This is a genomic window from Pulveribacter sp. (assembly GCF_032079985.1).
Classification (GTDB): Bacteria; Pseudomonadota; Gammaproteobacteria; order Burkholderiales; family Burkholderiaceae_C; genus Melaminivora.
On sequence record NZ_DAMATK010000003.1, the window covers coordinates 172,334 to 192,060 of the forward strand.

At 69.5% G+C, this 19,727-nt stretch carries 20 protein-coding genes; 13 read left to right on the forward strand and 7 right to left on the reverse strand.

Translation table 11 applies throughout. The annotated features are described in order from the left end of the window. Positions 1-17: 17 nt before the first annotated feature. Positions 18-1,001, reverse strand: coding sequence for a Bug family tripartite tricarboxylate transporter substrate binding protein (locus RT282_RS12020; protein ID WP_313314364.1), 984 nt, complete (start codon positions 999-1,001; stop codon positions 18-20). A 110-nt stretch (positions 1,002-1,111) separates the two neighbouring features. Further along, positions 1,112-2,572: an argininosuccinate lyase gene (gene argH / locus RT282_RS12025; protein WP_313314367.1), complete on the reverse strand. Its 1,461-nt coding sequence runs from the start codon at positions 2,570-2,572 to the stop codon at positions 1,112-1,114. A gap of 61 nt (positions 2,573-2,633) precedes the next feature. On the opposite strand from argH, the gene RT282_RS12030 reads away from it, so the two are divergent. The 7 genes from RT282_RS12030 (at position 2,634) to RT282_RS12060 (ending at position 8,838) form a co-directional block, all read left to right on the forward strand. Further along, positions 2,634-3,665: a histidine kinase gene (locus tag RT282_RS12030; protein ID WP_313314370.1), complete on the forward strand. Its 1,032-nt coding sequence runs from the start codon at positions 2,634-2,636 to the stop codon at positions 3,663-3,665. Between the two features lie 190 nt (positions 3,666-3,855). Continuing rightward, complete coding sequence (locus RT282_RS12035) at positions 3,856-5,511, forward strand: cbb3-type cytochrome c oxidase subunit I (protein ID WP_313314373.1); 1,656 nt, start codon at positions 3,856-3,858, stop codon at positions 5,509-5,511. Further along, positions 5,501-6,136 carry a cbb3-type cytochrome c oxidase subunit II gene (locus tag RT282_RS12040; protein WP_312758734.1) on the forward strand — a complete coding sequence of 212 codons (636 nt, stop codon included), beginning with the start codon at positions 5,501-5,503 and terminating at the stop codon, positions 6,134-6,136. Before RT282_RS12035 ends, RT282_RS12040 begins: the two co-directional genes overlap by 11 nt. An 11-nt stretch (positions 6,137-6,147) precedes the next feature. After that, a complete protein-coding gene (locus tag RT282_RS12045) occupies positions 6,148-6,744 on the forward strand; it encodes a cytochrome c (RefSeq protein WP_313314377.1) in 597 nt (198 codons plus the stop codon). A gap of 11 nt (positions 6,745-6,755) precedes the next feature. Then, complete coding sequence (locus RT282_RS12050; RefSeq protein ID WP_313314379.1) at positions 6,756-7,391, forward strand: SCO family protein; 636 nt, start codon at positions 6,756-6,758, stop codon at positions 7,389-7,391. After that, positions 7,388-8,026: a hypothetical protein gene (locus RT282_RS12055; protein WP_313314381.1), complete on the forward strand. Its 639-nt coding sequence runs from the start codon at positions 7,388-7,390 to the stop codon at positions 8,024-8,026. The genes RT282_RS12050 and RT282_RS12055 overlap by 4 nt, the downstream gene beginning before the upstream one ends. A 56-nt stretch (positions 8,027-8,082) precedes the next feature. Then, positions 8,083-8,838 carry a LytTR family DNA-binding domain-containing protein gene (locus RT282_RS12060; RefSeq protein WP_313314383.1) on the forward strand — a complete coding sequence of 252 codons (756 nt, stop codon included), beginning with the start codon at positions 8,083-8,085 and terminating at the stop codon, positions 8,836-8,838. 7 nt (positions 8,839-8,845) lie between these two features. On the opposite strand, the gene RT282_RS12065 is transcribed toward RT282_RS12060, so the two are convergent. Continuing rightward, positions 8,846-9,652, reverse strand: coding sequence for a ZIP family metal transporter (locus RT282_RS12065; RefSeq protein ID WP_313314385.1), 807 nt, complete (start codon positions 9,650-9,652; stop codon positions 8,846-8,848). A 219-nt stretch (positions 9,653-9,871) separates the two neighbouring features. Here RT282_RS12065 and RT282_RS12070 point away from each other — a divergent pair, with 219 nt between their 5' ends. The 6 genes from RT282_RS12070 (at position 9,872) to RT282_RS12095 (ending at position 15,874) form a co-directional block, all read left to right on the forward strand. After that, positions 9,872-10,375: a TspO/MBR family protein gene (locus RT282_RS12070; RefSeq protein WP_313314388.1), complete on the forward strand. Its 504-nt coding sequence runs from the start codon at positions 9,872-9,874 to the stop codon at positions 10,373-10,375. A 120-nt stretch (positions 10,376-10,495) separates the two neighbouring features. Next, positions 10,496-11,038, forward strand: coding sequence for a 2Fe-2S iron-sulfur cluster-binding protein (locus tag RT282_RS12075; protein WP_313314390.1), 543 nt, complete (start codon positions 10,496-10,498; stop codon positions 11,036-11,038). After that, positions 11,035-12,108: a xanthine dehydrogenase family protein subunit M gene (locus tag RT282_RS12080; RefSeq protein ID WP_313314392.1), complete on the forward strand. Its 1,074-nt coding sequence runs from the start codon at positions 11,035-11,037 to the stop codon at positions 12,106-12,108. Before RT282_RS12075 ends, RT282_RS12080 begins: the two co-directional genes overlap by 4 nt. A gap of 2 nt (positions 12,109-12,110) precedes the next feature. Beyond that, positions 12,111-14,417, forward strand: coding sequence for a xanthine dehydrogenase family protein molybdopterin-binding subunit (locus RT282_RS12085; RefSeq protein ID WP_313314394.1), 2,307 nt, complete (start codon positions 12,111-12,113; stop codon positions 14,415-14,417). 57 nt (positions 14,418-14,474) lie between these two features. Further along, a complete protein-coding gene (locus RT282_RS12090) occupies positions 14,475-15,380 on the forward strand; it encodes a LysR family transcriptional regulator (RefSeq protein WP_313314396.1) in 906 nt (301 codons plus the stop codon). Positions 15,381-15,457: 77 nt separating this feature from the next. After that, positions 15,458-15,874, forward strand: a complete 417-nt coding sequence (locus tag RT282_RS12095; protein WP_312759220.1) for a RidA family protein — start codon at positions 15,458-15,460, stop codon at positions 15,872-15,874. On the opposite strand, the gene RT282_RS17265 is transcribed toward RT282_RS12095, so the two are convergent. From RT282_RS17265 to RT282_RS12110, 4 genes are all read right to left on the reverse strand, one after another. Continuing rightward, the gene (locus tag RT282_RS17265; RefSeq protein ID WP_409519481.1) at positions 15,780-16,121 is read right to left on the reverse strand and encodes a GNAT family N-acetyltransferase; all 342 of its coding nucleotides are present in this window, start codon (positions 16,119-16,121) and stop codon (positions 15,780-15,782) included. The genes RT282_RS12095 and RT282_RS17265 overlap by 95 nt on opposite strands. 295 nt (positions 16,122-16,416) lie before the next feature. After that, positions 16,417-16,728, reverse strand: a complete 312-nt coding sequence (locus tag RT282_RS12100; protein WP_312759222.1) for a cupin domain-containing protein — start codon at positions 16,726-16,728, stop codon at positions 16,417-16,419. 4 nt (positions 16,729-16,732) lie between these two features. Further along, on the reverse strand, positions 16,733-17,617 hold the full coding sequence (locus RT282_RS12105) for a dienelactone hydrolase family protein (RefSeq protein ID WP_409519482.1): 885 nt from the start codon (positions 17,615-17,617) through the stop codon (positions 16,733-16,735). A gap of 151 nt (positions 17,618-17,768) precedes the next feature. Then, positions 17,769-19,721 (reverse strand): response regulator, encoded by a 1,953-nt coding sequence (locus RT282_RS12110; RefSeq protein WP_313314400.1) that lies wholly within the window; start codon positions 19,719-19,721, stop codon positions 17,769-17,771. Between the last annotated feature and the right edge of the window lie 6 nt (positions 19,722-19,727).

Below are 19,727 nucleotides of genomic sequence, written 5' to 3' on the forward strand. Positions count from 1 at the left end.
CTGCGGCCGCCCGCCGGTCACTGCGGCACGAAGCCGCTGGCCTGGATGATGCGCGTCCACACCCGGGTGTAGGCGCGCTCGCGCTCGGCCAGTTGCGCCGGGCTCATGAAGCCCACGGCCAAGCCCATATTGGCCAGCTGCTCGCGCACGCCCGGCTGGGCCACCACCTGCGCCAGCGCATCCGCGAAGCGCGACAGCGCCGCCGCCGGTGTGCCGGCCGGGGCATAGAAGCCGTAGTAGGGCGTGTCCTCGAAGCCGGCCAGGCCCAGCTCGGCGAAGGTGGGCACGTCCGGCAGCGCGGCCTGGCGCTTGCCGCCCAGCACGGCCACCACGCGCAGCTTGCCGGCGCGGTGGTTCTCGATGAAGTCCTGCACCGAGCCGATGCCGGCGGGAATCTGATTGCCCAGCATGTCGCCGATCATGGGCGCGCTGCCGCGGTACGGCGCGGACACCAAGTCCAGCCCGTAGCGCTGGCCGAGCAGCTTGACCAGGAACTCGGGCGTGGAGGCCGGCGCGGGAATGCCCACGGCGCTCTTGCCGCCCTGCTTGTTCTTGACCCAGTCCACGAACTCGGTGAACGACGCGGCCGGCGTGCCGGGCGACAGCGCCAGGCCGTTGACGAAGGTGGCAAAGCCGCCGGCGGAGACGAAGTCCTGCGCGGGGTCGAAGCCGGCGTTCTTCACCACCTGCGGCAGGATGGAGATGGTGTGGTCGTGCGTCAGGAACAGCACGCTGCCGTCGGCCGGCGCGGCCTTGAGCGCCAGGGCCGCGATCTGCCCGCCGGCGCCGGGGCGGTTTTCCACCACCACGGTCATGCCCAGCTGCTCGCGCAGCTTGTCGGCCAGCAGCCGCGCCACCACGTCGGTGCCGCCGCCGGGGGGAAAGCCGACCAGGATGCGCAGCGTCTTGGCGCCCGGGCCCTGGGCCCAGGCGGGCAGCAGGGCAGGCAGGGCGCTGGCGGCGGCGGCGCGGGCGAGGAGGCGGCGTCGGGTCACGGTCATGGCGGGGTTCCGGGTGGTGGAGGGAAATCGGGGCCGGGCCGAATTGTGAGTCAAATCGGCCTCAAACCCTTATGGGGCAAGCGCTGGCAGCTATTGTTTTTGATGCTTCATCAGCCCGCCAGCCGCGCCTGGTGGCGCGCCAGCTGCACGAGCACCTGGGCCGGCGCCGTGCCGCCCAGGGTGTTGCGCGCACCCAGCGAGCCTTCCAGGCTGAGGGCCTCGAACACGTCCTGCTCGATGGCCGGGTGAAAGCCCTGCAGCACGGCCAGCGGCAGCTCCGACAGGTCCACGCCCTGCGCCACGGCGGCCTTGACGGCGTGGGCCACAGTCTCGTGCGCGTCGCGGAAGGGCAAGCCCTTCTTGACCAGGTAGTCGGCCAGGTCGGTGGCGGTGGCGTAGCCCTTTTGCGCGGCGGCGCGCATGGCCTGCGCATTCACGGTGATGCCGCCTTCCTTCACGCCCGCCGCGTTGGCCTGCCCGCCGATCATCTCGGCAAAGATGCGCAGCGTGTCCTTCAGCGTATCCACGGTGTCGAACAACGGCTCCTTGTCCTCCTGGTTGTCCTTGTTGTAGGCCAGGGGCTGGCCCTTCATTAGCGTGATCAGGCCCATCAGGTGGCCGACCACGCGGCCGGTCTTGCCGCGCGCCAGCTCGGGCACGTCGGGGTTCTTCTTCTGCGGCATGATCGACGAGCCAGTGGTGAAGCGGTCGGCGATGCGGATGAAGCCGAAGTTCTGGCTCATCCAGATGATCAGCTCCTCGGACAGGCGGCTCACGTGCACCATGCACAGGCTGGCGGCGGCCGTGAACTCGATGGCGAAGTCGCGGTCGCTCACGCCGTCCAGGCTGTTTTGGCAGACGCCGTCCATGCCCAGGGTGCGCGCAACGCGCTCGCGGTCCAGCGGGTAGGTGGTGCCGGCCAGCGCCGCGCTGCCCAGCGGCAGCACGTTCACGCGGCGGCGCGCATCGCGCATGCGCTCCTGGTCGCGCGAGAACATCTCCACATAGGCCAGCAGGTGGTGGGCGAAGCTCACGGGCTGGGCCACCTGCAGGTGGGTGAAGCCGGGCAGGATGACCTCGACGTTCTTCTCGGCCACCTCGACCAGGGCGCGCTGCAGCTCGGTCAGCAGGCCGTCGATCAGGTCGATCTCGCCGCGCAGCCACAGGCGCACGTCGGTGGCCACCTGGTCGTTGCGGCTGCGGCCGGTGTGCAGACGTTTGCCGGCGTCGCCGGCCAGCTGAGTCAGGCGCGCCTCGATGTTCAGGTGCACGTCTTCCAGGTCCAGCTTCCAGTCGAAGGCGCCGGACTCGATCTCCTGCGTGATGGTGGCCATGCCGCGCACGATGGCGTCGTGGTCGGCGCCGGAGATGATGCCCTGCGCAGCCAGCATCTCGGCGTGCGCCAGGCTGCCGGCGATGTCGGCCTGCCACAGGCGCTTGTCGAAGAACACGCTGGAGGTGTAGCGCTTGACCAGGTCGCTCATCGGCTCCTCGAAGAGCGCCGACCAGGCCTGGGCCTTGGTGGCGAGCTGGTCGTGGGAGGGCTGGGGCGTGGTCGCGTCAGAGGGCATGGGGGCAATAATCCGGTGAAGGCGCGGCCCCGGCTGCCCGGATGCCACGGTGGCATGACAAATGCAAAAGCCGCAAATTTTATCGACCCCCGCTCCTGCCCCTGCCTTCGACGCCTGCCACGTCGGCGTGGTGCTGCGCGCCGTGCTGTTCGTGCAGCTGGTGCTGGGCGTGGGCGCCCTGTTCGGCCCGGGCGGCCTGGCCGACTGGATGGCGCGGCTGGCGCTGTTGACCGGCGTGGCCCTGCCGGCCACGCTGGCCTGGCTGCTGACGGCCTGCGCCGCCGGCCGCGCCCTGGCCGGCCTGCCGGCCACGCTGCAGTACGGCGCGGGCGTGCTGCTGGGCGCGCTGGCCGGCCTGGGCGCCTGCGCCCTGCTGGCGCTGGCCGACCCGGCCATGCAGCTGTCCCCCCCCTGGCTGGCCGGCGCGGCCACAGGGGCGCTGCTGGCAGCGCTGCTCGTGGCCGCCCTGGCGCTGCGCGCCCGCGCCCGCCTGCCTGCGGCCACCACGGCGCGGCTGACGGAGCTGCAGGCGCGCATCCGTCCGCACTTCCTGTTCAACACGCTCAACAGCGCCATCACCCTGGTGCGCGATGAGCCGGCGCGCGCCGAGGCGCTGCTGGAAGACCTGAGCGACCTGTTCCGCCACGCCCTGGTCGAGCAGGGCGAGGCCGTGACGCTGCACGAAGAGGTGGAACTGGCGCGCAAGTACCTGGACATCGAGCAGGTGCGCTTTGGCGAGCGCATGCGCGTGCAGTGGGTGCTGGACGAGCGCGCGGGCGGCGCGCGCGTGCCGCCGCTGCTGCTGCAGCCGCTGGTGGAAAACGCCGTCAAGCACGGCGTGGAGCCCAGCGTGCGCGGCACGACCAAGCTGCGCATCGCCACCGAGCTGCGCGGCGGCCGGGTGGTGCTGACCATCACCAACACCCTGCCGGCCGGCGCGGATGCCACCGCGCAGGACGGCCCGCGCGGCCACGGCATCGCCCTGGCCAACGTGCGAGACCGCCTGCGCCTGCTGCACGACGTGGACTGCGACTTCCGCGCCGGCCCGCAAGGCGGCCTGTACCACGTGCGCATCGCCCTGCCGGCAGCCTGAGAACGCACTCTTCCACGGCCGAGTGGCATCAGCCTTGACATGGACTTGTGCCCTTGCCGAAAAATTTCATGTAACGTGAACCTTACAATCCGGCCGCCATGCATAGCACGGGGGCGCCTCTCCCTGATTGCGGTGCATCAAACACCTCTGACGCCCGGCACGCGCCACCCCACACCACGAGGAAACCGCCATGGACAGTGCCGTCATGAGCCTGCTGGGGGCCTTCTTGCTGTCGATCATTGGACTGTTCGTGTTCATCTGGTCGATGCGCAAGGGCCTGCTGATGGAGAACCCCAGGGCCGCTTCGGTCATCTTCGCCAAGGGCGAGATCGGCAAGGTGGACGATCCCGCCCTGCACGCTGGCCACCGCGCCCAGCTGCAGGCCGCGGCCGTCGAGCCCGGCGACACGCTGCACGCGCCCGACGAGCAGGAGATCGCCCAGCGCATCGAGGCCGACCGCTCCAGCGCCTTTCCGGTGTTCATGTTCATCGCCTTCGCCTGCCTGTGGCTGGTGCTGGGCTCGGTGGCGGGCCTGACCGCTTCGCTGAAGCTGCACATGCCCGACTGGCTGGTCAGCGAGGCCTGGATGACCTTCGGGCGTATCCGCACCGTGCACCTGACGGCCGTGCTCTACGGCTGGATCACCAACGCCTCGCTGGGCGTCATCGTCTGGCTGCTGCCGCGCCTAGTGCGCACGCCGCTGATGGGCGCCATGTGGGTCATGCTGGGCGGCGCGCTCATCAACGTGGCGATTGCCAGCGGCATCGGCGCCATCGGCGCCGGCTGGACGGACGGCATGGAATACCTGGAGATGCCCTGGCAGATCGGCCTGTTCATCGTGGCCGGCATGGTCTGCATCATCGGGCCAGTGCTGTACACGCTGGTCAACCGCAGGGTCGAGTCGCTGTACGTCACCGTCTGGTACCACGTCGCGGCCCTGCTGTGGATCACGCTGCTGTTCCTGGTGGCCAAGCTCCCGGGCGTGCACTTCGGCGTGCAGCAGGCGACCATGAACTGGTGGTACGGCCACAACGTGCTGGGCCTGTGGTTCACCCCTGTGAGCGTGGGCGCCATCTACTACTTCCTGCCCAAGGTCATCGCCCGGCCGGTGCGCTCGTACAACCTGTCCATCCTGGGCTTTTGGACACTGGCCTTCTTCTACGCCCAGGTGGGCGGCCACCACCTGGTGGGCGGGCCGGTGCCGGGCTGGCTGATCACCCTGTCCATCGTGCAGAGCATGATGATGATCATTCCGGTGGCGGCGTTTTCCATCAACATGGCCGGCACCATGCGGGGCCGCATGCATCTGGCGCTGCGCTCGCCCACGCTGCGCTTCATGATGTTCGGCGGGCTGATGTACATGCTGTCGTCGGTGCAGGGCTCGTTCGAGGCGCTGCGCTCCATCAACCAGGTCACGCACTTCACCCACTTCACGGTGGCCCACGCCCACCTGGGCGCTTACGGCTTCGTGACCATGGTGCTGTTCGGCGCCATCTATTTCATGATGCCGCGCGTGCTGCACTGGGAATGGCCCTACCCGCGCCTGATCACGCTGCAGTTCTGGCTGGCGGCCGTGGGCATCCTGATCTACTTCGTCGGCCTTTCCATTGGCGGCTGGCTGCAGGGCGAATACATGCTGGATGCCAGCCGCCCCTTCATGGATTCTGTGGCCGTCACCCTGCCCTGGCTCAAGTCGCGCAGCCTGGGCGGCGCGCTGATGGTGGCCAGCCAGATCATCTTCGTCGGCCACTTCATGGCCATGGCGCTGCGCTTCGGGCCGGCGCGCACCGGCGCCGCGCTGTTCCGCGCGGGCGCCCACACGCTGGAGGTGGCCCATGGAAAATGAAGTCAAGCTGACCGCGGGCGCCATGGTCACCCTGGGCCTGGCCACCGCTGCCCTGGTGGTGCTGCCCTACATCCAGGTGCGCGACGTGCCGCCGCCCGAAGGACTCAAGCCCTATACCAGCGCCGAGCTGCGCGGGCGCGCCGTCTACATCGCCAACGGCTGCGTGTACTGCCACACCCAGCAGCCGCGCGACAAGAGCTTCGGCCCCGATGCCGAGCGCGGCTGGGGCCGCGCCACCGTGCCGGGCGACTACACCTACGACCGCCCGCACCTGCTGGGCAGCATGCGCACGGGCCCGGACCTGATGAACATCGGCGTGCGCCAGCCCAGCCGCGACTGGCACCTGGGCCACCTGTACCAGCCGCGCGCCTACGTGCCCGGCTCCATCATGCCGGCCTACCCCTACCTGTTCGACGTCAAGGACAAGGCCGAGCCGGGCGAGGAGGCGCTCAAGCTGCCGCCGGGCTACGTGCCGCCGGGCAAGGTGGTGGTGGCCACGCCCGACGCGCAGGACCTGGTGAAGTACCTGCAGGCCCTCAACCGCAGCTACCCCGTGCTGCCGCCCGAGCCGCGCGAGGCGGCCGGCGCCGCAGCCCCTGCCGCCACGCCGGCGTCCGCATCCTGAAAGGGCCTGCCATGCAACCGTCCAATGACCGGCAAGCGCAGCAGCGCGAACACGCCGACCCCGAGGAGGCCATCCGTCCCATGCCGCTGCTGGCGGTGGGCGTCACGCTGGCCATGGTGGTTTTCGGCGTGCTGTACATCTTCTGGTCCGAGCCGCTGGAGGGCTCGCGCTTCGGCGACCAGCGCACCGTGACCGACCTGGCCGGCCCGGCCGCGCCGGCGGCGGGCGCGGCCGTGGACGGCAAGGCGCTTTTTGCCGCCCAGTGCGCGGCTTGCCACCAGGCCACGGGCAAGGGCCTGCCGGGCGTATTCCCGCCGCTGGACGGCTCGGAATGGGTGCACGGCGACACGCGGGTGCTGGCCAACATCCTGCTGCACGGCATCAACGGCGAGATCACCGTGGCAGGCACCAAGTACCAGGGCAGCATGCCGGCCTTCGCCCAGCTCAGCGACGACGAGCTGGCCGGTGTGGCCACGTACATCCGCTCCAGCTGGTCCAACAAAGCCGAGGCCGTGACGGCCGAGCTGTTCGCCCAGGAACGCGCCGCCAGCGACCGCAAGACGCCCTTCGAGGGCGGCGCCGCGCTGCAGGCCTTGAGCGCGCAATAAAGAGCCAGACTGTGCTGCGCACCGCCGCCCTCAGCCTGCTGCTGGCCGCCTGCGGCTGGGCCGCCGCGGCCTGGCTGACGCACGACTTCCAGGTCTGGACCGACGAGGGCGCACGCAGGCTGGAAGTGGCCCTGCGCCCCGTGCCCGTGCCACACGTCACCACGCAGGACAGCCGGGCGCGCAGCGCCACGCTGGCGCAGCTGCTGGCCGCCGAAGGTGAAGGCGGCGGCGCCACCATCGTGGACTTCATCTACACCCACTGCGAGACCGTCTGCCTGTCGCTGGGCAGCAGCTTCCAGCAGCTGCAGGCGGCACTGCAGTCCGGGCCGCCGGCCGGCGTGCGACTGCTGTCCATCAGCTTCGACGGCGGCCGCGATGATCCGGCCGCGCTGCAGCGCTATGCCAAGGGGCTGGCCGCCAACGAGCGGCTATGGCGCTTCGTGCGCGTGTCGGACGGCGCCGAGCAGCAGGCCCTGCTGCAGCGCCTGGGCGTGGTCGTCATCCCCGACGGGCGCGGCGACTATGAGCACAACGCCGCGCTGCTGGTGTTCGACCGCAGCGGCCGGATGCGCCGCGTGTTCGACATGGCCGAGCAGCAGCTGGCTCTGGACTACGCGCGCCACCTGGCGCGCAGCACGGCGCCATGAGCGCCCTTGCCGCACGGCTCCTGGCCGCGCCGCGCCTTGCACGGTGGCGGCTGGGCTGCACCGGCGCGCGCCAGGGCGTGGCGGGCGCCTTGCTGCTGGCGCTGCTGGCCCTGCCAGCGGTGCGCGCGCTGCTGGAAGCCAGCATGTGGCGCCACATGGTGCTGCAGTTCCCGCTGTGGATGCTGGCTGGCGCATTGCTGGCGGGCGCGCTGCCGGCCCGCGCCCGGGCCGCGCTGGCGCGCTGCAACGCCCACGGCATCAGCGGCCTGGTGGGCGTGGCGATGGTGCTGGCCGTCCTCATGGTGCCGCGGGCGCTGGACCTGGCGCTGCGCAGCACTCCGGCCGAGGCCCTCAAGTGCGCCGCCCTGGTGCTGGCCGGCGGCGCGCTGCGCCTGTCCTGGCAGGCGGCGGGGCGGGTGGTGCAGGGCTTTTTCCTGGGCAACGTGCTGCCCATGAGCTTCGTGGTCGGGCAGCTGTACGTGGACTCGCCCCTGCGCCTGTGCAACGCCTATCTGCTGGACGACCAGGAGCGCCTGGGCCGCTGGTTGATGGCGCTGGCCGCCGCCGTGGCGGTGGCCTGGGTGGCGCGGGTGTTCTGGGTGCTGGCGCGGCCCGAGTCCTGCAACACCCAATAGGAAAACCGCCGCCCGCCGGCCTAAGATGCGCGCGGTTTTCTCACGCATCCCCCACCATGCACATCCTCATCGTGGACGACGAACCCCTGGCGCGCAGCCGCCTGCGCCGGCTGCTGGCCGACTGTGGCCCGCACTACCGGGTGGGCGAGGCGCAGCACGCGGCCGACGCGCTGGCGCAGCTGCAGGGGCCCGGCGCCAGTGCAGTGGACGTGGTGCTGCTGGACATCCACATGCCGGGCATGGACGGCATGGCGCTGGCGCACCAGCTGCGGGCGCTGCCCGAGCCGCCCGCCATCGTGTTCGTCACGGCCCACAGCGGCCACGCTTTAAGCGCCTTCGAGCTGGACGCCGTGGACTACCTGACCAAACCGGTGCGGCTGGAGCGCCTGCAGCAGGCGCTGGCCAAGGCCCGCCGCGCCGCGCCTACGGCGGCCGTGTCACCGCCGCCTGCGGCGGCACCCGTGGCGGCCGAGGCGCTGGTCATCCACGAGCGCGGCCACACCGAGCGCGTGCCCATGGCCGAGGTGCTATACCTGCGCGCGGAACTGAAATACGTGACCGTGCGCACGCCCTCGCGCAGCTACGTCATCGACGACCCCTTGACCGAGCTGGAGGCGCGCCACGCCGCGCACTTCCTGCGCGTGCACCGCAACACCCTGGTGGCGCGCCACGCCATGCGGGCGCTGGTGCGCCATGACGCGGGCGACGGCGAGGGCGAGGGCTGGGCCGTGCGCCTGCACGGCCTGGCCCAGCCCCTGCCGGTCTCGCGCCGGCAGGTGGCGGCCGTGCGCGAGGCCCTCAGCGACGGCTGAAACCGGCTCAGTGCACGTGCATCGCCAGGCTGACCAGCGTGACGGCCACGATGCCCACCGCCAGCCAGGCGATTTGCGCCAGGGTCTGCACCGCAGACAGCCGCTTTTGCAGCTGCGGGATGAGATCGGCCAAGGCCACGTAGATGAAGCTGCTGGAGGCGATGGTCAGGAAGTAGGGCAGCGCCGGCTCCCACTGTTCCACCACGAAATAGCCGGCCAGGCCCCCAAGGACGGACACTGCCCCGGCCAGCGACACCTTCATCAGCGCCGCTTTGCGCCCCGCGCCGCGCTGACTCAGCACCACGAGATCGCCCACGTGGTGCGGCACCTCGTGCGCCAGCACCGACAGCGCGGCCACCAGACCCAGCCGCATGTCGGCCACGAAGGCCGAGGCGATCAACACCCCGTCGCCAAAGCAGTGCACGCTGTCGCCGGTGATCAGTGCCCAGCCGCCCCCGCCATGGTGGTGATGATGATGGTGACCGTGGTCATGGCTGTGTTCGTGCTCGTGTTCGTGTGCGTCGCCGTGCTCGTGCCCGTGGTGCCACAGCTCGGCTTTCTCCAGTACGAAGAAGAACACCAGACCCAGCAGCAACGTGGCAAACAACGACTCCACGCTGGCGCCGCCCTCGAAGGCCTCGGGCAGCAGGTGCATGAAGGCGGTGGCCAGCAGCGCGCCGGCGGCCAAGCTCAGCAAATGCTGCGGCCCTACGCGCCAGCGCCCGCCCAGGCCCAGGCGCAACAGGCCCGCAGCGATCCACACGCTGCCAATGCCGGCGGCCAGCGTGGCCCCGATGATTGCTACCAATGTCATAGCTTCTCGCGCTTTCCCTGATTGCCTTTGAGGCCGATTTTGCCCAAAAAAACGGACCGCTGCGCCGACCGGCCTTTGGACCGAAGAAAGCGCGGTTGGCTGACGGCCATTGCCGCCCCCTGGGCGGAGGCGGTCGCGGCCGCTGCGGAGAACATCGCTCCACTGTTTCACGGCCACGCCGCCCCTCATGGCGAAATTGCCGCCTCGGAAAGGTCTCCCATGCATTCACGCTCTTCGTCCCTGCACCTGCTGGCGCTGGCAGGTTGGCTGGCCTGCTGTTTCGCGGCCGCCGGTTTCGGCGGCATCGCCTCGGCGCAGGCGCCCGAGTTCTATGCCCAACTGGCCAAGCCCGCCTGGGCGCCGCCAGCCTCGCTGTTCGGACCGGTGTGGACACTGCTTTACCTGCTGATGGCCGTGGCCGCCTGGCTGGTATGGCGCGCCTTCGACTCGCCGGCCCGCCGGCCCGGGCTGGCCCTGTTCGTGCTGCAGCTGGCGCTGAATGCGCTGTGGAGCTGGATGTTCTTCGCCTGGCACCAGGGCGGCCTGGCACTGGCCAACATCGCCATGCTGTGGGTGCTGATCGTTGCCACCATCGTGTTGTTCTGGCGCGCACGGCCGATGGCTGCGGCGCTGTTGGTGCCTTATCTGCTGTGGGTGAGCTTTGCCAGCGCACTCAACCTGGCAGTCTGGCGCATGAACCCGCAGCTGCTGGGCGGCGGCTGAGCGCACGCGCGGCGGGCGAGCCGCCGGTCGCCCGCAGCAGCAGGTGCTTCCGTCCTACAGCGGCAGGCAGTCCGTTCCCAATACTGCCCAGGGTCGCCCATCAGAAAAAAGGCTCGAGCCGTGGCCCACGATCCCCTTGCCGACCAGGTGCAGGCTGCTGCACCTCCCCCGCACACCGTTGCTCTACGCGTCAACGGTGAACAGCGCACCGTCGAAGCTCAGAGCTGGGTGACTCTGCTGGATCTGCTGCGCGAGCGGCTGCGCCTGACCGGTACCAAGAAGGGCTGCGACCACGGCCAGTGCGGTGCCTGCACGGTGCTGGTGGACGGGCGGCGCATCAATTCCTGCCTGGCCCTGGCCGTGATGCAGGAGGGCGCGGATATCACCACGGTCGAAGGCCTGCCGGCGCTGGCCGGCTGCACCGGCGACGCACTGCATCCGCTGCAACAGGCCTTCATCGACCACGACGCCTTCCAGTGCGGCTATTGCACGCCCGGCCAGCTGTGCTCGGCCGTCGGGCTGATGAACGAAGGCGGTGTGCGCCACGTGGGCGATATCCGCGAGCGCATGAGCGGCAACCTGTGCCGCTGCGGCGCCTACCCGCAGATCGTGCAGGCCGTGGCCGAGCTGGCCCTGCCTCAGCAGGGCAAGGAGGCGCCATGAGGGCTTTCGACTACGCCGCCGCGCCCGACCTGGACTCAGCCCTCTCGGCCATCGGTGTCGGTGCGCTGCCCCTGGGTAGCTCGCACAGTGCCCGTTTCGTCGCCGGCGGCACCAACCTCATCGACCTGATGAAGGAAGACGTGATGCAGCCCTGGCGCCTGGTGGACATCAGCCGCCTGCCCCTGGCCGCGATCGAGGAGACGCCCGAAGGCGGCCTGCGCCTGGGCGCGCTGGCCCGCAACGCAGACACCGCCAAGCACCCGCTGGTGCGCCAGCGCTACCCGCTGCTTTCGGCTGCCATCCTGGCCGGCGCCTCGCCCCAGTTGCGCAACATGGCCACCAACGGCGGCAACCTGCTGCAGCGCACGCGCTGCTACTACTTCTATGACGTGGGCGTGCCGTGCAACAAGCGCGCGCCCGGCAGCGGCTGCCCGGCCCGCACCGGCCTGGCGCGCCAGCTGGCCATCCTGGGGGCCAGCCAGGCGTGCATCGCCACCCATCCGTCGGACATGTGCGTGGCCCTGGCGGCGCTGGAGGCGCGGGTGCACGTGCGCTCGCCCCGCGGCAACCGGGCCATCGCCTTTGCCGACTTCCACCGCCTGCCTGGGGACCAGCCACAGGTGGATGCGACACTGGAGCCCGACGAACTCATCACCCACATCGAGCTGCCCGCACGCGGCTACGCCCGGCACTGCGCCTACCTGAAGGTGCGCGAGCGCGCTTCCTACGCGTTCGCCCTGGTGTCCGTGGCCGCCGCCTTCGAGCTGGACGGCGAGGGGCGCATGCGCCACGTGCGCCTGGCCCTGGGTGGCGTGGCCCATAAGCCCTGGCGCGACCTCGAGGCGGAAGCTCTGCTGGAAGGCCAGGCGCCGCAGGCCGAAACCTTCGAGCGCGCCGCCGAGCAGCTGCTGGCCCCGGCACAGGCCTACGGCAGCCCCGGCGGGCCCGGCCACAACGGCTTCAAGATTCCGCTGGCGCGCCGCGCCATCGTGCGCACGCTGGAGATGGCGCGCGACGGCGAGCTGACCAACACCGGCGAGCTGGGTGCCGGCATCTTCCAGGAGCAGTAGCCATGACAGCGGCAGACAGCAGCCAGCAGCCGGTGGCCGAGCCGGGCACCGGAGAGGTGCGCATCGGCATGCCGGTGGCGCGTGTGGATGGGCGTCTGAAGGTGACGGGACAGGCGCTGTATTCGGCCGAATACAGCGCACCGGACCTCGCCTACGGCGTGGTCGTCAACAGCACCGTCGCGCGCGGGCGCATCGTGCGTATCGACACCGCGCACGCGCTGGCGGTGCCGGGCGTGCTGGACGTGCTGTCGCACGAGAGGCGGCCCAAGGTGCGCTCCATGGACCTGTTCTACAAGGACATGACGGCCCCCGGCGGCAGCCCCTTCAAGCCCTTCCTGGACGCCGAGGTGCACTACAGCGGCCAGCCCGTGGCGCTGGTGGTGGCCGAGACTTTCGAGGCGGCACGCGAGGCCTCGCGCCTGGTGGTCATCGACTACGAGCAGCAACCGCACGAGACCCACCTGACCGCCCACATGGGCCGCGCCCGTGAACCCAGCCGCCTGAAAGCCGGCTACTCGCCGCCCCCGAAGCCCCGCGGCGACGCCGACGCGGCCTATCGCGACGCGCCGGTGAAAGTGGACGCGACCTTCTACAGCGGTGTGGAGCACCACAACCCGATGGAGATGCACGCCTCCACCGTCATTTACGGCGAGGACGGGCACCTGACCATCTACGACAAGAGCCAGGGCTCGCAGAACTGCCGCTGGATGGTTTCGCGCGTGTTTGGCCTGTCCAAGGACCAAGTCACCGTGCGCAACCCCTTCGTTGGCGGCGCCTTCGGCTCGGGCCTGCGTCCGCAGTACCAGCTGATTCTGGCCACCATGGCCGCGCTGCACCTCAAGCGCTCGGTACGCGTCGTGCTCACGCGCCAGCAGCAGTTCACCTTCGGCCACCGGCCCGAGACCTGGCAGCGCATTCGTCTGGCCGCCGAGCGAGACGGGCAGCTGCGCGCCGTGGTGCACGAGGCCGTGGCCGAGACCTCGCGCTTCGAGGACTATGTGGAGGTGGTGGTCAACTGGTCGGGCCAGCTCTACCGCTGCGACAACGTGCGGCTGGAGTACCAGCTGGTGCCGCTGGACCAGTACACGCCCATCGACATGCGCGCGCCGGGCGCTGCGCACGGCGTATACGCGCTGGAGATTGCCATGGACGAGCTGGCCTACGCCCTGTCCATGGATCCGCTGGCGCTGCGGTTGAAGAACTACACCGAACACGACGCCAGCAAGAACCTGCCCTACTCCACCAAGGAGCTGCGCACCTGCTACGAGCAGGCGGCCGAGCGCTTCGGCTGGAGCAAGCGGCCGCCGGCGCCGCGCTCCATGCGCCGCGGGCGCGAGCTGGTCGGCTGGGGCATGGCCACCGGCATCTGGGACGCCATGCAGATGTTCGCTCGCGCCCGCGCCGTGCTGCACGCCGATGGCCGCCTGGTGGTAGGCAGCGCCGCCACCGACATTGGCACCGGCACCTACACCGCCATGAGCCTGTTGGCGGCCGATGCAATGGGCCTGCCGCTGGAGCAGGTCACCTTCATGCTGGGCGACTCCAACCTGCCCGTGGCACCCATCGAGGGTGGCTCGTCGCACATGACGACCGTGGGATCGGCCGTGGCAGGCGCGTGCGAGAAACTGCAGCGCGAGCTGTGGACGCTGGCGCGGCACGTGCCGGGCGCCGGCTTTGAGAAGTCGCGCTTTCGGGATGTTGAGTTCGCTGACGGCGCCATCCGTCTGCGCAGCCAGCCGCAAGTCGCCTTGTCCTATACGCAGCTGCTGTCCCGCGCGGGCAAAGACGAGATCGACGCGAAATATCTGCTGCTGCCCAACGTCCTCAAGCAGAAGAAATACATCCGCGCCGTGCACTCGGCCGTGTTCTGCGAGGTCTGCGTGGACGAGGAGCTGGGCACGGTGCGCGTCACGCGCGTGGTCAGTGCCGTGGCGGCGGGCCGCATCATCAGCGCGCGCACCGCCCGCAGCCAGATCACAGGTGGCGTGGTCTGGGGCATCAGCCAGGCTTTGCACGAGGAAACGCACACAGACCATGCGCTGGGCCGCTTCATGAACCACAACTATGCCGAATACCACGTAGCGGCGAATGCCGACATTCCCGACATCGACGTGATCTTCGTGCACGAGGACGACCGCATCGTCAGCCGCATCGGCGCCAAGGGTGTGGGAGAAATCGGCATCGTGGGCACCGCAGCGGCCGTAGCCAACGCGATCTACCACGCGACCGGCAAGCGCCTGCGCAGCACGCCCATGACACCGGACAAGGTGATGAAGGACGCCCCGGCGGAGTCATTCCCGGTGAAGTAAGCGACCGGCGGCGCAGGCGCGGCGGCACAATGCCGGCTCGTTCCTCGCCGCCTCTTCATGATCGACAAGCTGGAGCTGAACCACCTCAGAACGCTGGATGCGCTGTACGCGCTGGGCCACATGTCCGCCGCGGCGCAGCGCCTGGGCGTGACGCAGCAGGCGGTGAGCCTGCAGCTGAAGAACCTGCGCACGCTGCTGGGTGACCCACTGTTCGTGCGCACCGGCCACGGCATGGTGCCCACAGCGTATGCGCAGAGCATCCGCGCGCAGGTCGGGCAGATCCTGCAGCTCGTGAGCACCCTCCCTGCCCCGCAGCCACAGGCGCTGGACCAGCTGGAGCGCACGCTGACCCTGTGCGCCACAGACTACACACAGCAAATCGTCGTGGCCGACCTGGTGGCCGCGCTGCGCGAGCATGCGCCGCGGGTACGCGTGCTGGTGGCCAATATCGAGGGTGCGGCGCTGCTGCGCCGGATGCAGCAGGGCGAGATCGCGCTGGCCTTCACTTCCAGCGGCTACGTGCCCGAGGGGCTGCACAGCTTGGCGCTGTTCACCGAGCGCTATGTCTGCGCCAGCGCCCGCGCGCTGGCCGCGCCGGGGCACACGCTGGCGCTGGAAGCGCTGGTCGCGCATGGCTTCGTGGTCGTTTCGCCCGGCGTGCCGGACCTGGAGGGCTCGGCCGCCGCGTGGTTCGCACGCCAGGGCCTGCAGCGCCGCGTGGCGCTGTCGGTGCCATCGTTCTTCATGGCGCAGCAGGTGCTGCGGCGCACCGACTTGGTGGGCTTCATGCCATCCCGCCTCATGCCCTGCGAGGGGCTGGTCGACGTGCCGCTGACCCAGTATCCGCCCGGCTACCAGGTGGTCGCGGCCTGGCACCCGGCGGCCGCCTCCGACCCGCTGCTCGCATGGATGCTGGAGTACCTGCGCGCACGTTTCGCCGACGGGGCGCAGAGCGGCTTGTAACGGTCACAAGGGGTGGTCGATGGCGCTGCGCGGGCGTCTTGCCTACGCTTTGGCGTTCGTTACTAAGCAAGCACTTCATGGATATGCAACTGATCAACCCTGCCCCGCTTTACGACGGCGCGCCTGCCGGCATGTCGCAGGCCGTGGCCGACCCGGCCAGCGGACTGGTTTTCATCTCTGGCCAGGTGGACTGGGACCGCGAATCGCGCGTGCGCCACGCCAGTCTGGGCGACCAGGCCGAGGGGGCCATTCAAAACCTGCTGGCCGTGCTGGCCGCTGCCGACAGCTCGCCTGCCCAGGTGCTGCAGCTGCGCGTCTACGTGCGCGGCGAGCTGGCCGACGCAATGGCCGACGTCATTCCGGTAATCACACGGCATTTCGCTGCCGTGCGGCCGGCGCTCACTGGCGTGGGCGTGGCGTCGCTGGCCTCGCGCGACACGCTGATCGAGATCGAAGCCGTGGCGCGCCGCAACCCGTCCTCGGCGTTGCGGTAAGAGGTGCGCGCTCGGCGCGCTGGGGCATGCGGCACCACATGTGCACCTTGCCCAGATAGCCCGCGGGCGCGCGGATCGCCATGGGCTCGGTGCCGAAGGCGCAAAAGCCGGCGCCCTGGTACAGCGCCAGCGCCGGCATGTTGCCTTCGGTCACGGTGAGGGCGACCGCGGTGACGCCCGGCCGGTGCTGGCGCAGGTAGTCCAGCGCGGCCTCGACGAGACGGTGCCCAGGCCGACGCCGCGCCACCCCTGCCGGACAAACATGGCCGCCAGTTCCGCCTTGTGCCGGGTCTTGGTCCGCTGCGACAGGCTGAGGGTGACCGAGCCCACCAGCTGCGCGCCCCCGGCAAACGCTCCCAAGGACACGCTGCCGACCTCGGGGCCCGCCAGGCGCTCACCCCACCAGGACAGCGGCTGCGCCGCGCGCTCCTCGGCAGTGGAGGTAAACGCATCGGGCTCGCTTGCATAGGCGTGCAGCAGCAGCTCCCGGTAGGCCGGTGCATCGGCAGGGCCAGGCAGCGCAAGGCGCGGGCAGGCGCTGCTTACACGCTGCCCTCATGCTCCACAACGAGCACCCGCGCCTCGCCGATCGGGTGCGCCACATGCTCGGTGCCCACGGTGGCGTGGAACACGTCGCCCGTCTCCAGCACGGTCCGCTGCTCCACGCCGGACTCGCGCCAGCGCATTTCCACCCGGCCAGCCAGTACGGCGAAAACCTCTTCACCGTCGTTCACGTGCCAGCGGTAGGGCTGGTCGGTCCAGTGCAGCCGCATGCTGATGCCATTCATGCGGGCGATGTCCAGAGCGCCCCAGGGACGGTCGGCCGTGAAGTCGCGGGAACGGATGATTTTCATGAGGTCACGCCACGCCGTGGCGCTTGAACCAGTCGAGCAGCCGGCGCCAGCCGTCCTCTGCGGCTTCCTTGCGAAAGCTGGGACGGTAGTCGGCATGGAAGGCGTGCGGCGCGTCCGGGTAGACCACGAACTGCGATCCCTGCGCCGCCGCGGAGCCCTTGGCCAGGGCCGCCTTCATCTGCTCCACCGTCTCCTGCGGTATGCCGCTGTCGGCGCCGCCGTACAGGCCCAGCACCGGCGCCTTCAGCTGCGCGGCAACGTCGATCGGATGGTTCGGTGTAAGGCTGCCGCTCGTGCCGACCAGGCGGCCGTACCAAGCCACACCCGCCTTCACGGGGCCGTGAGCCGCATACAGCCAGGCGATGCGGCCGCCCCAGCAAAAGCCGGTGATGCCCACCTTGTCCAGACTGCCGCCGTTGACGTCAGCCCAGCGCACCGTGGCGTCCAGGTCGGAAAGCACCTGGGCATCGGGCACCTTGGCCACCAGTTCGCTCATCAGGCGGGCCGTTTCGGTGTACTGCCGCGGGTCGCCGTGGCGGGCATACAGCTCGGGGGCAATGGCCAAGTAGCCAGCGTGCGCGAGGCGGCGGCAGACGTCGGCAATGTAATCGTGCACGCCGAAGATCTCCTGCACCACCAGCACCACGGGCAGGCCCGTGCGCCCGGCCGGGGCGGCCCGATAGGCCGGAACCTGAAAGTCCTGCGCTTCGATGTGCACAGTGCCGGCCACCAAGCCTTCGGCCGGTGTGCGGATGGCTGCCTGCGCCAGCACCGGCGCGGCTGCGGCGGCGTAGCCGGCTCCGAGCATCAGCTGCAACGCAGTGCGGCGGCTACCGCTGCCTGTACCAGGCACGAGGGTGTCGAAATCCTGCTGCATATCGTCACGCATGATGGAAGCCTTTCAGAAGTAGACAAGCCGTTGGGAACTCTTCCCCTTTGCATTCTCCGGCGATGCTCGTTGCCGGACTCTTGAAGGTGTCATGCCGTGTCCCGAGCAGTGGCAGGCAAGGTTGAGTCAGCAGTGGTTCGAGCCTTTTTGGTTACTCATCGAGTAAGGCGTTGATCAACACATAGGGCTGCAAAGGCTTGTCCAGATGCCGGTTGAAGCCTGCCGCCAGCGCATGCTCGCGGTCTTGCGGGCGTGCGAACGCGGTAAGCGCGATCGCCCGGATCGGCGCCCTACCGGCCTCACGCTCCCATTGGCGCACCGTCCTGATGAGGTCGTAACCGTCGCGCCCCGGCAGCCCGATATCGCTGACCAGCAACTCAGGCCATGCGGCCTGGAACTCGCGCAGCGCGGAGTCATAGTCAGACGCTAGCCTTACCTTTGCCCCTTCATCCCCCAGGACCACCTTCAGCATATCGCCGGTGTCCACGTTGTCTTCGACGATCAGAATGTCCCTGTCGCGCAGAAGGCGCCCCTCCTGCTGGGGAGCGACAGTGCTTTTCTGCTCTGCAGCCACCGCGTCCGTATGCGCCACATTCAGGCGTACCGTCATCCGGGCGCCTTTGCCCACGCCCTCGCTGTAGGCACAGACAGTGCCGCCGTGCAGCTCCGACAGGTGCCTCACGATCGACATGCCCAAGCCCAGACCCCCGTGGGCGCGGTTGCCTGGGGTGTCGTTTTGCGTGAAACGGTCAAAAAGGAAGGGCAGGAAGGCGGCGTCGATTCCGCAACCCTGGTCCTGCACAGTCAGCGTCAACTCGTCTCCGGCACGGGCGAGGCGCAGTGTGACGACTCCCGGGCTCTTGGAGAACTTGATGGCGTTGGTGGTGAGGTTCCAAACGATCTGCTGAAACCGCGTCGTGTCCAGCCAAGCGGGAATTTCGGCGCCGGCGGACTCGACGCTCAGCTCAACGCCCTTGGCGAGGGCTTGATCCCGTAGCGCATCCAGGGAAGTGCGCACCAGTTCCAGCGGGTTGGCCCACTCCCTGTGCAAGCGCAGCTTGCCCGAGGCCAGGCGAGAAACATCCAGGATGTCCGAGATGATGCGCCCCTGGGCCTTGGCACCGCGCTCGATGGCGTCCAGGCCGCGGGCCACGGTTTCCGGCGTGCCGATGGCGCGGCGCATCATGTGCACCCAGCCGGTGATGAGGGTCAAGGGGGTGCGCAGTTCGTGCGACAGCACGGCCACGAAATCGTCCTTGGTGCGGCTGTGCCTCTCGGCCAGCACGCGGGCTGCCTGCTCGCGCTCCAACAGATCCTGGCGCCGTTGCTCGAAATCCCTGCGTTCGGTCAGATCCGTCACGATGCCGATGTGCAGGCTTGGCTCGACGTGGTCCGACATCGTCCAGTTGAGCATCATTTCGCGGCCATCGGCCTTGAGCAACGGAAACTCCGCCTCCCACGACGAGGTGCCATGGTCCTGGAAGCGCTTCTTGACGATGTCCGCCCAGGAGTGGGGGGCCAAGGCGGCCACCTCGGTACCCATCAGTTCGGCCCGGCTCCTCTGGAACAGCTCCTCTGCCTGGGGATTCACATCCGCGAAGCGCCCCTCGGCATCCACCAGCATGATGGCCACGGGCGCTTTGTCATAGATGGCACGGAACTGCTTTTCGCTATCGCGTACGCGCTCCTCCGCCATGCGGGCCCGGATGAGCGCCTGCAGCGTGGCCACGAGCAGGGCCGGCTCCGCCGGATGCACCATGTAGGCATCGGCCCCTGCGTTCAGGCCCGCGATCTTGTGTGCGCTCTCCACATAGGCGGCAGACAGGTGGATGACCGGGGTGTATGCGGTGCGGGGATCGGCGCGCAGCACGCGGCACACCTCTAAGCCATCCATGTCCGGCAAATGCACATCCAGCACCACGGCGGAGATGTTCTCGTGCGCCACGGCGATGGCGGCCGCGCCCGTTTCCGCTTCGAGGGTCTGGAAACCGGCCGCCTTCAGCACCCGCGAGGTGGAATAGCGCGTCGTAGGGTTGTCATCGACCACCAGCACGGTGTGCCGCCCGCGATCAATGGACAGAGAAACGAGGCCGGTGGTAGACATAGGCAA

Excerpts from the sequence above, each read along its gene's own strand:
- RT282_RS12040 (WP_312758734.1), top strand. The coding sequence starts at position 5,501 with ATGGAAAATGAAGTCAAGCTGACCGCGGGCGCCATGGTCACCCTGGGC.
- RT282_RS12020 (WP_313314364.1), bottom strand. The coding sequence starts at position 1,001 with ATGACCGTGACCCGACGCCGCCTCCTCGCCCGCGCCGCCGCCGCCAGC.
- RT282_RS12100 (WP_312759222.1), bottom strand. The coding sequence starts at position 16,728 with ATGAAAATCATCCGTTCCCGCGACTTCACGGCCGACCGTCCCTGGGGC.
- RT282_RS12095 (WP_312759220.1), top strand. The coding sequence starts at position 15,458 with ATGGATATGCAACTGATCAACCCTGCCCCGCTTTACGACGGCGCGCCT.
- RT282_RS12105 (WP_409519482.1), bottom strand. The coding sequence starts at position 17,617 with ATGCGTGACGATATGCAGCAGGATTTCGACACCCTCGTGCCTGGTACA.
- RT282_RS12055 (WP_313314381.1), top strand. The coding sequence starts at position 7,388 with ATGAGCGCCCTTGCCGCACGGCTCCTGGCCGCGCCGCGCCTTGCACGG.
- RT282_RS12110 (WP_313314400.1), bottom strand. The coding sequence starts at position 19,721 with ATGTCTACCACCGGCCTCGTTTCTCTGTCCATTGATCGCGGGCGGCAC.
- RT282_RS12065 (WP_313314385.1), bottom strand. The coding sequence starts at position 9,652 with ATGACATTGGTAGCAATCATCGGGGCCACGCTGGCCGCCGGCATTGGC.
- RT282_RS12080 (WP_313314392.1), top strand. The coding sequence starts at position 11,035 with ATGAGGGCTTTCGACTACGCCGCCGCGCCCGACCTGGACTCAGCCCTC.
- RT282_RS12060 (WP_313314383.1), top strand. The coding sequence starts at position 8,083 with ATGCACATCCTCATCGTGGACGACGAACCCCTGGCGCGCAGCCGCCTG.
- argH (WP_313314367.1), bottom strand. The coding sequence starts at position 2,572 with ATGCCCTCTGACGCGACCACGCCCCAGCCCTCCCACGACCAGCTCGCC.
- RT282_RS12030 (WP_313314370.1), top strand. The coding sequence starts at position 2,634 with ATGCAAAAGCCGCAAATTTTATCGACCCCCGCTCCTGCCCCTGCCTTC.
- RT282_RS12045 (WP_313314377.1), top strand. The coding sequence starts at position 6,148 with ATGCAACCGTCCAATGACCGGCAAGCGCAGCAGCGCGAACACGCCGAC.
- RT282_RS12090 (WP_313314396.1), top strand. The coding sequence starts at position 14,475 with ATGATCGACAAGCTGGAGCTGAACCACCTCAGAACGCTGGATGCGCTG.
- RT282_RS12035 (WP_313314373.1), top strand. The coding sequence starts at position 3,856 with ATGGACAGTGCCGTCATGAGCCTGCTGGGGGCCTTCTTGCTGTCGATC.
- RT282_RS12070 (WP_313314388.1), top strand. The coding sequence starts at position 9,872 with ATGCATTCACGCTCTTCGTCCCTGCACCTGCTGGCGCTGGCAGGTTGG.
- RT282_RS12085 (WP_313314394.1), top strand. The coding sequence starts at position 12,111 with ATGACAGCGGCAGACAGCAGCCAGCAGCCGGTGGCCGAGCCGGGCACC.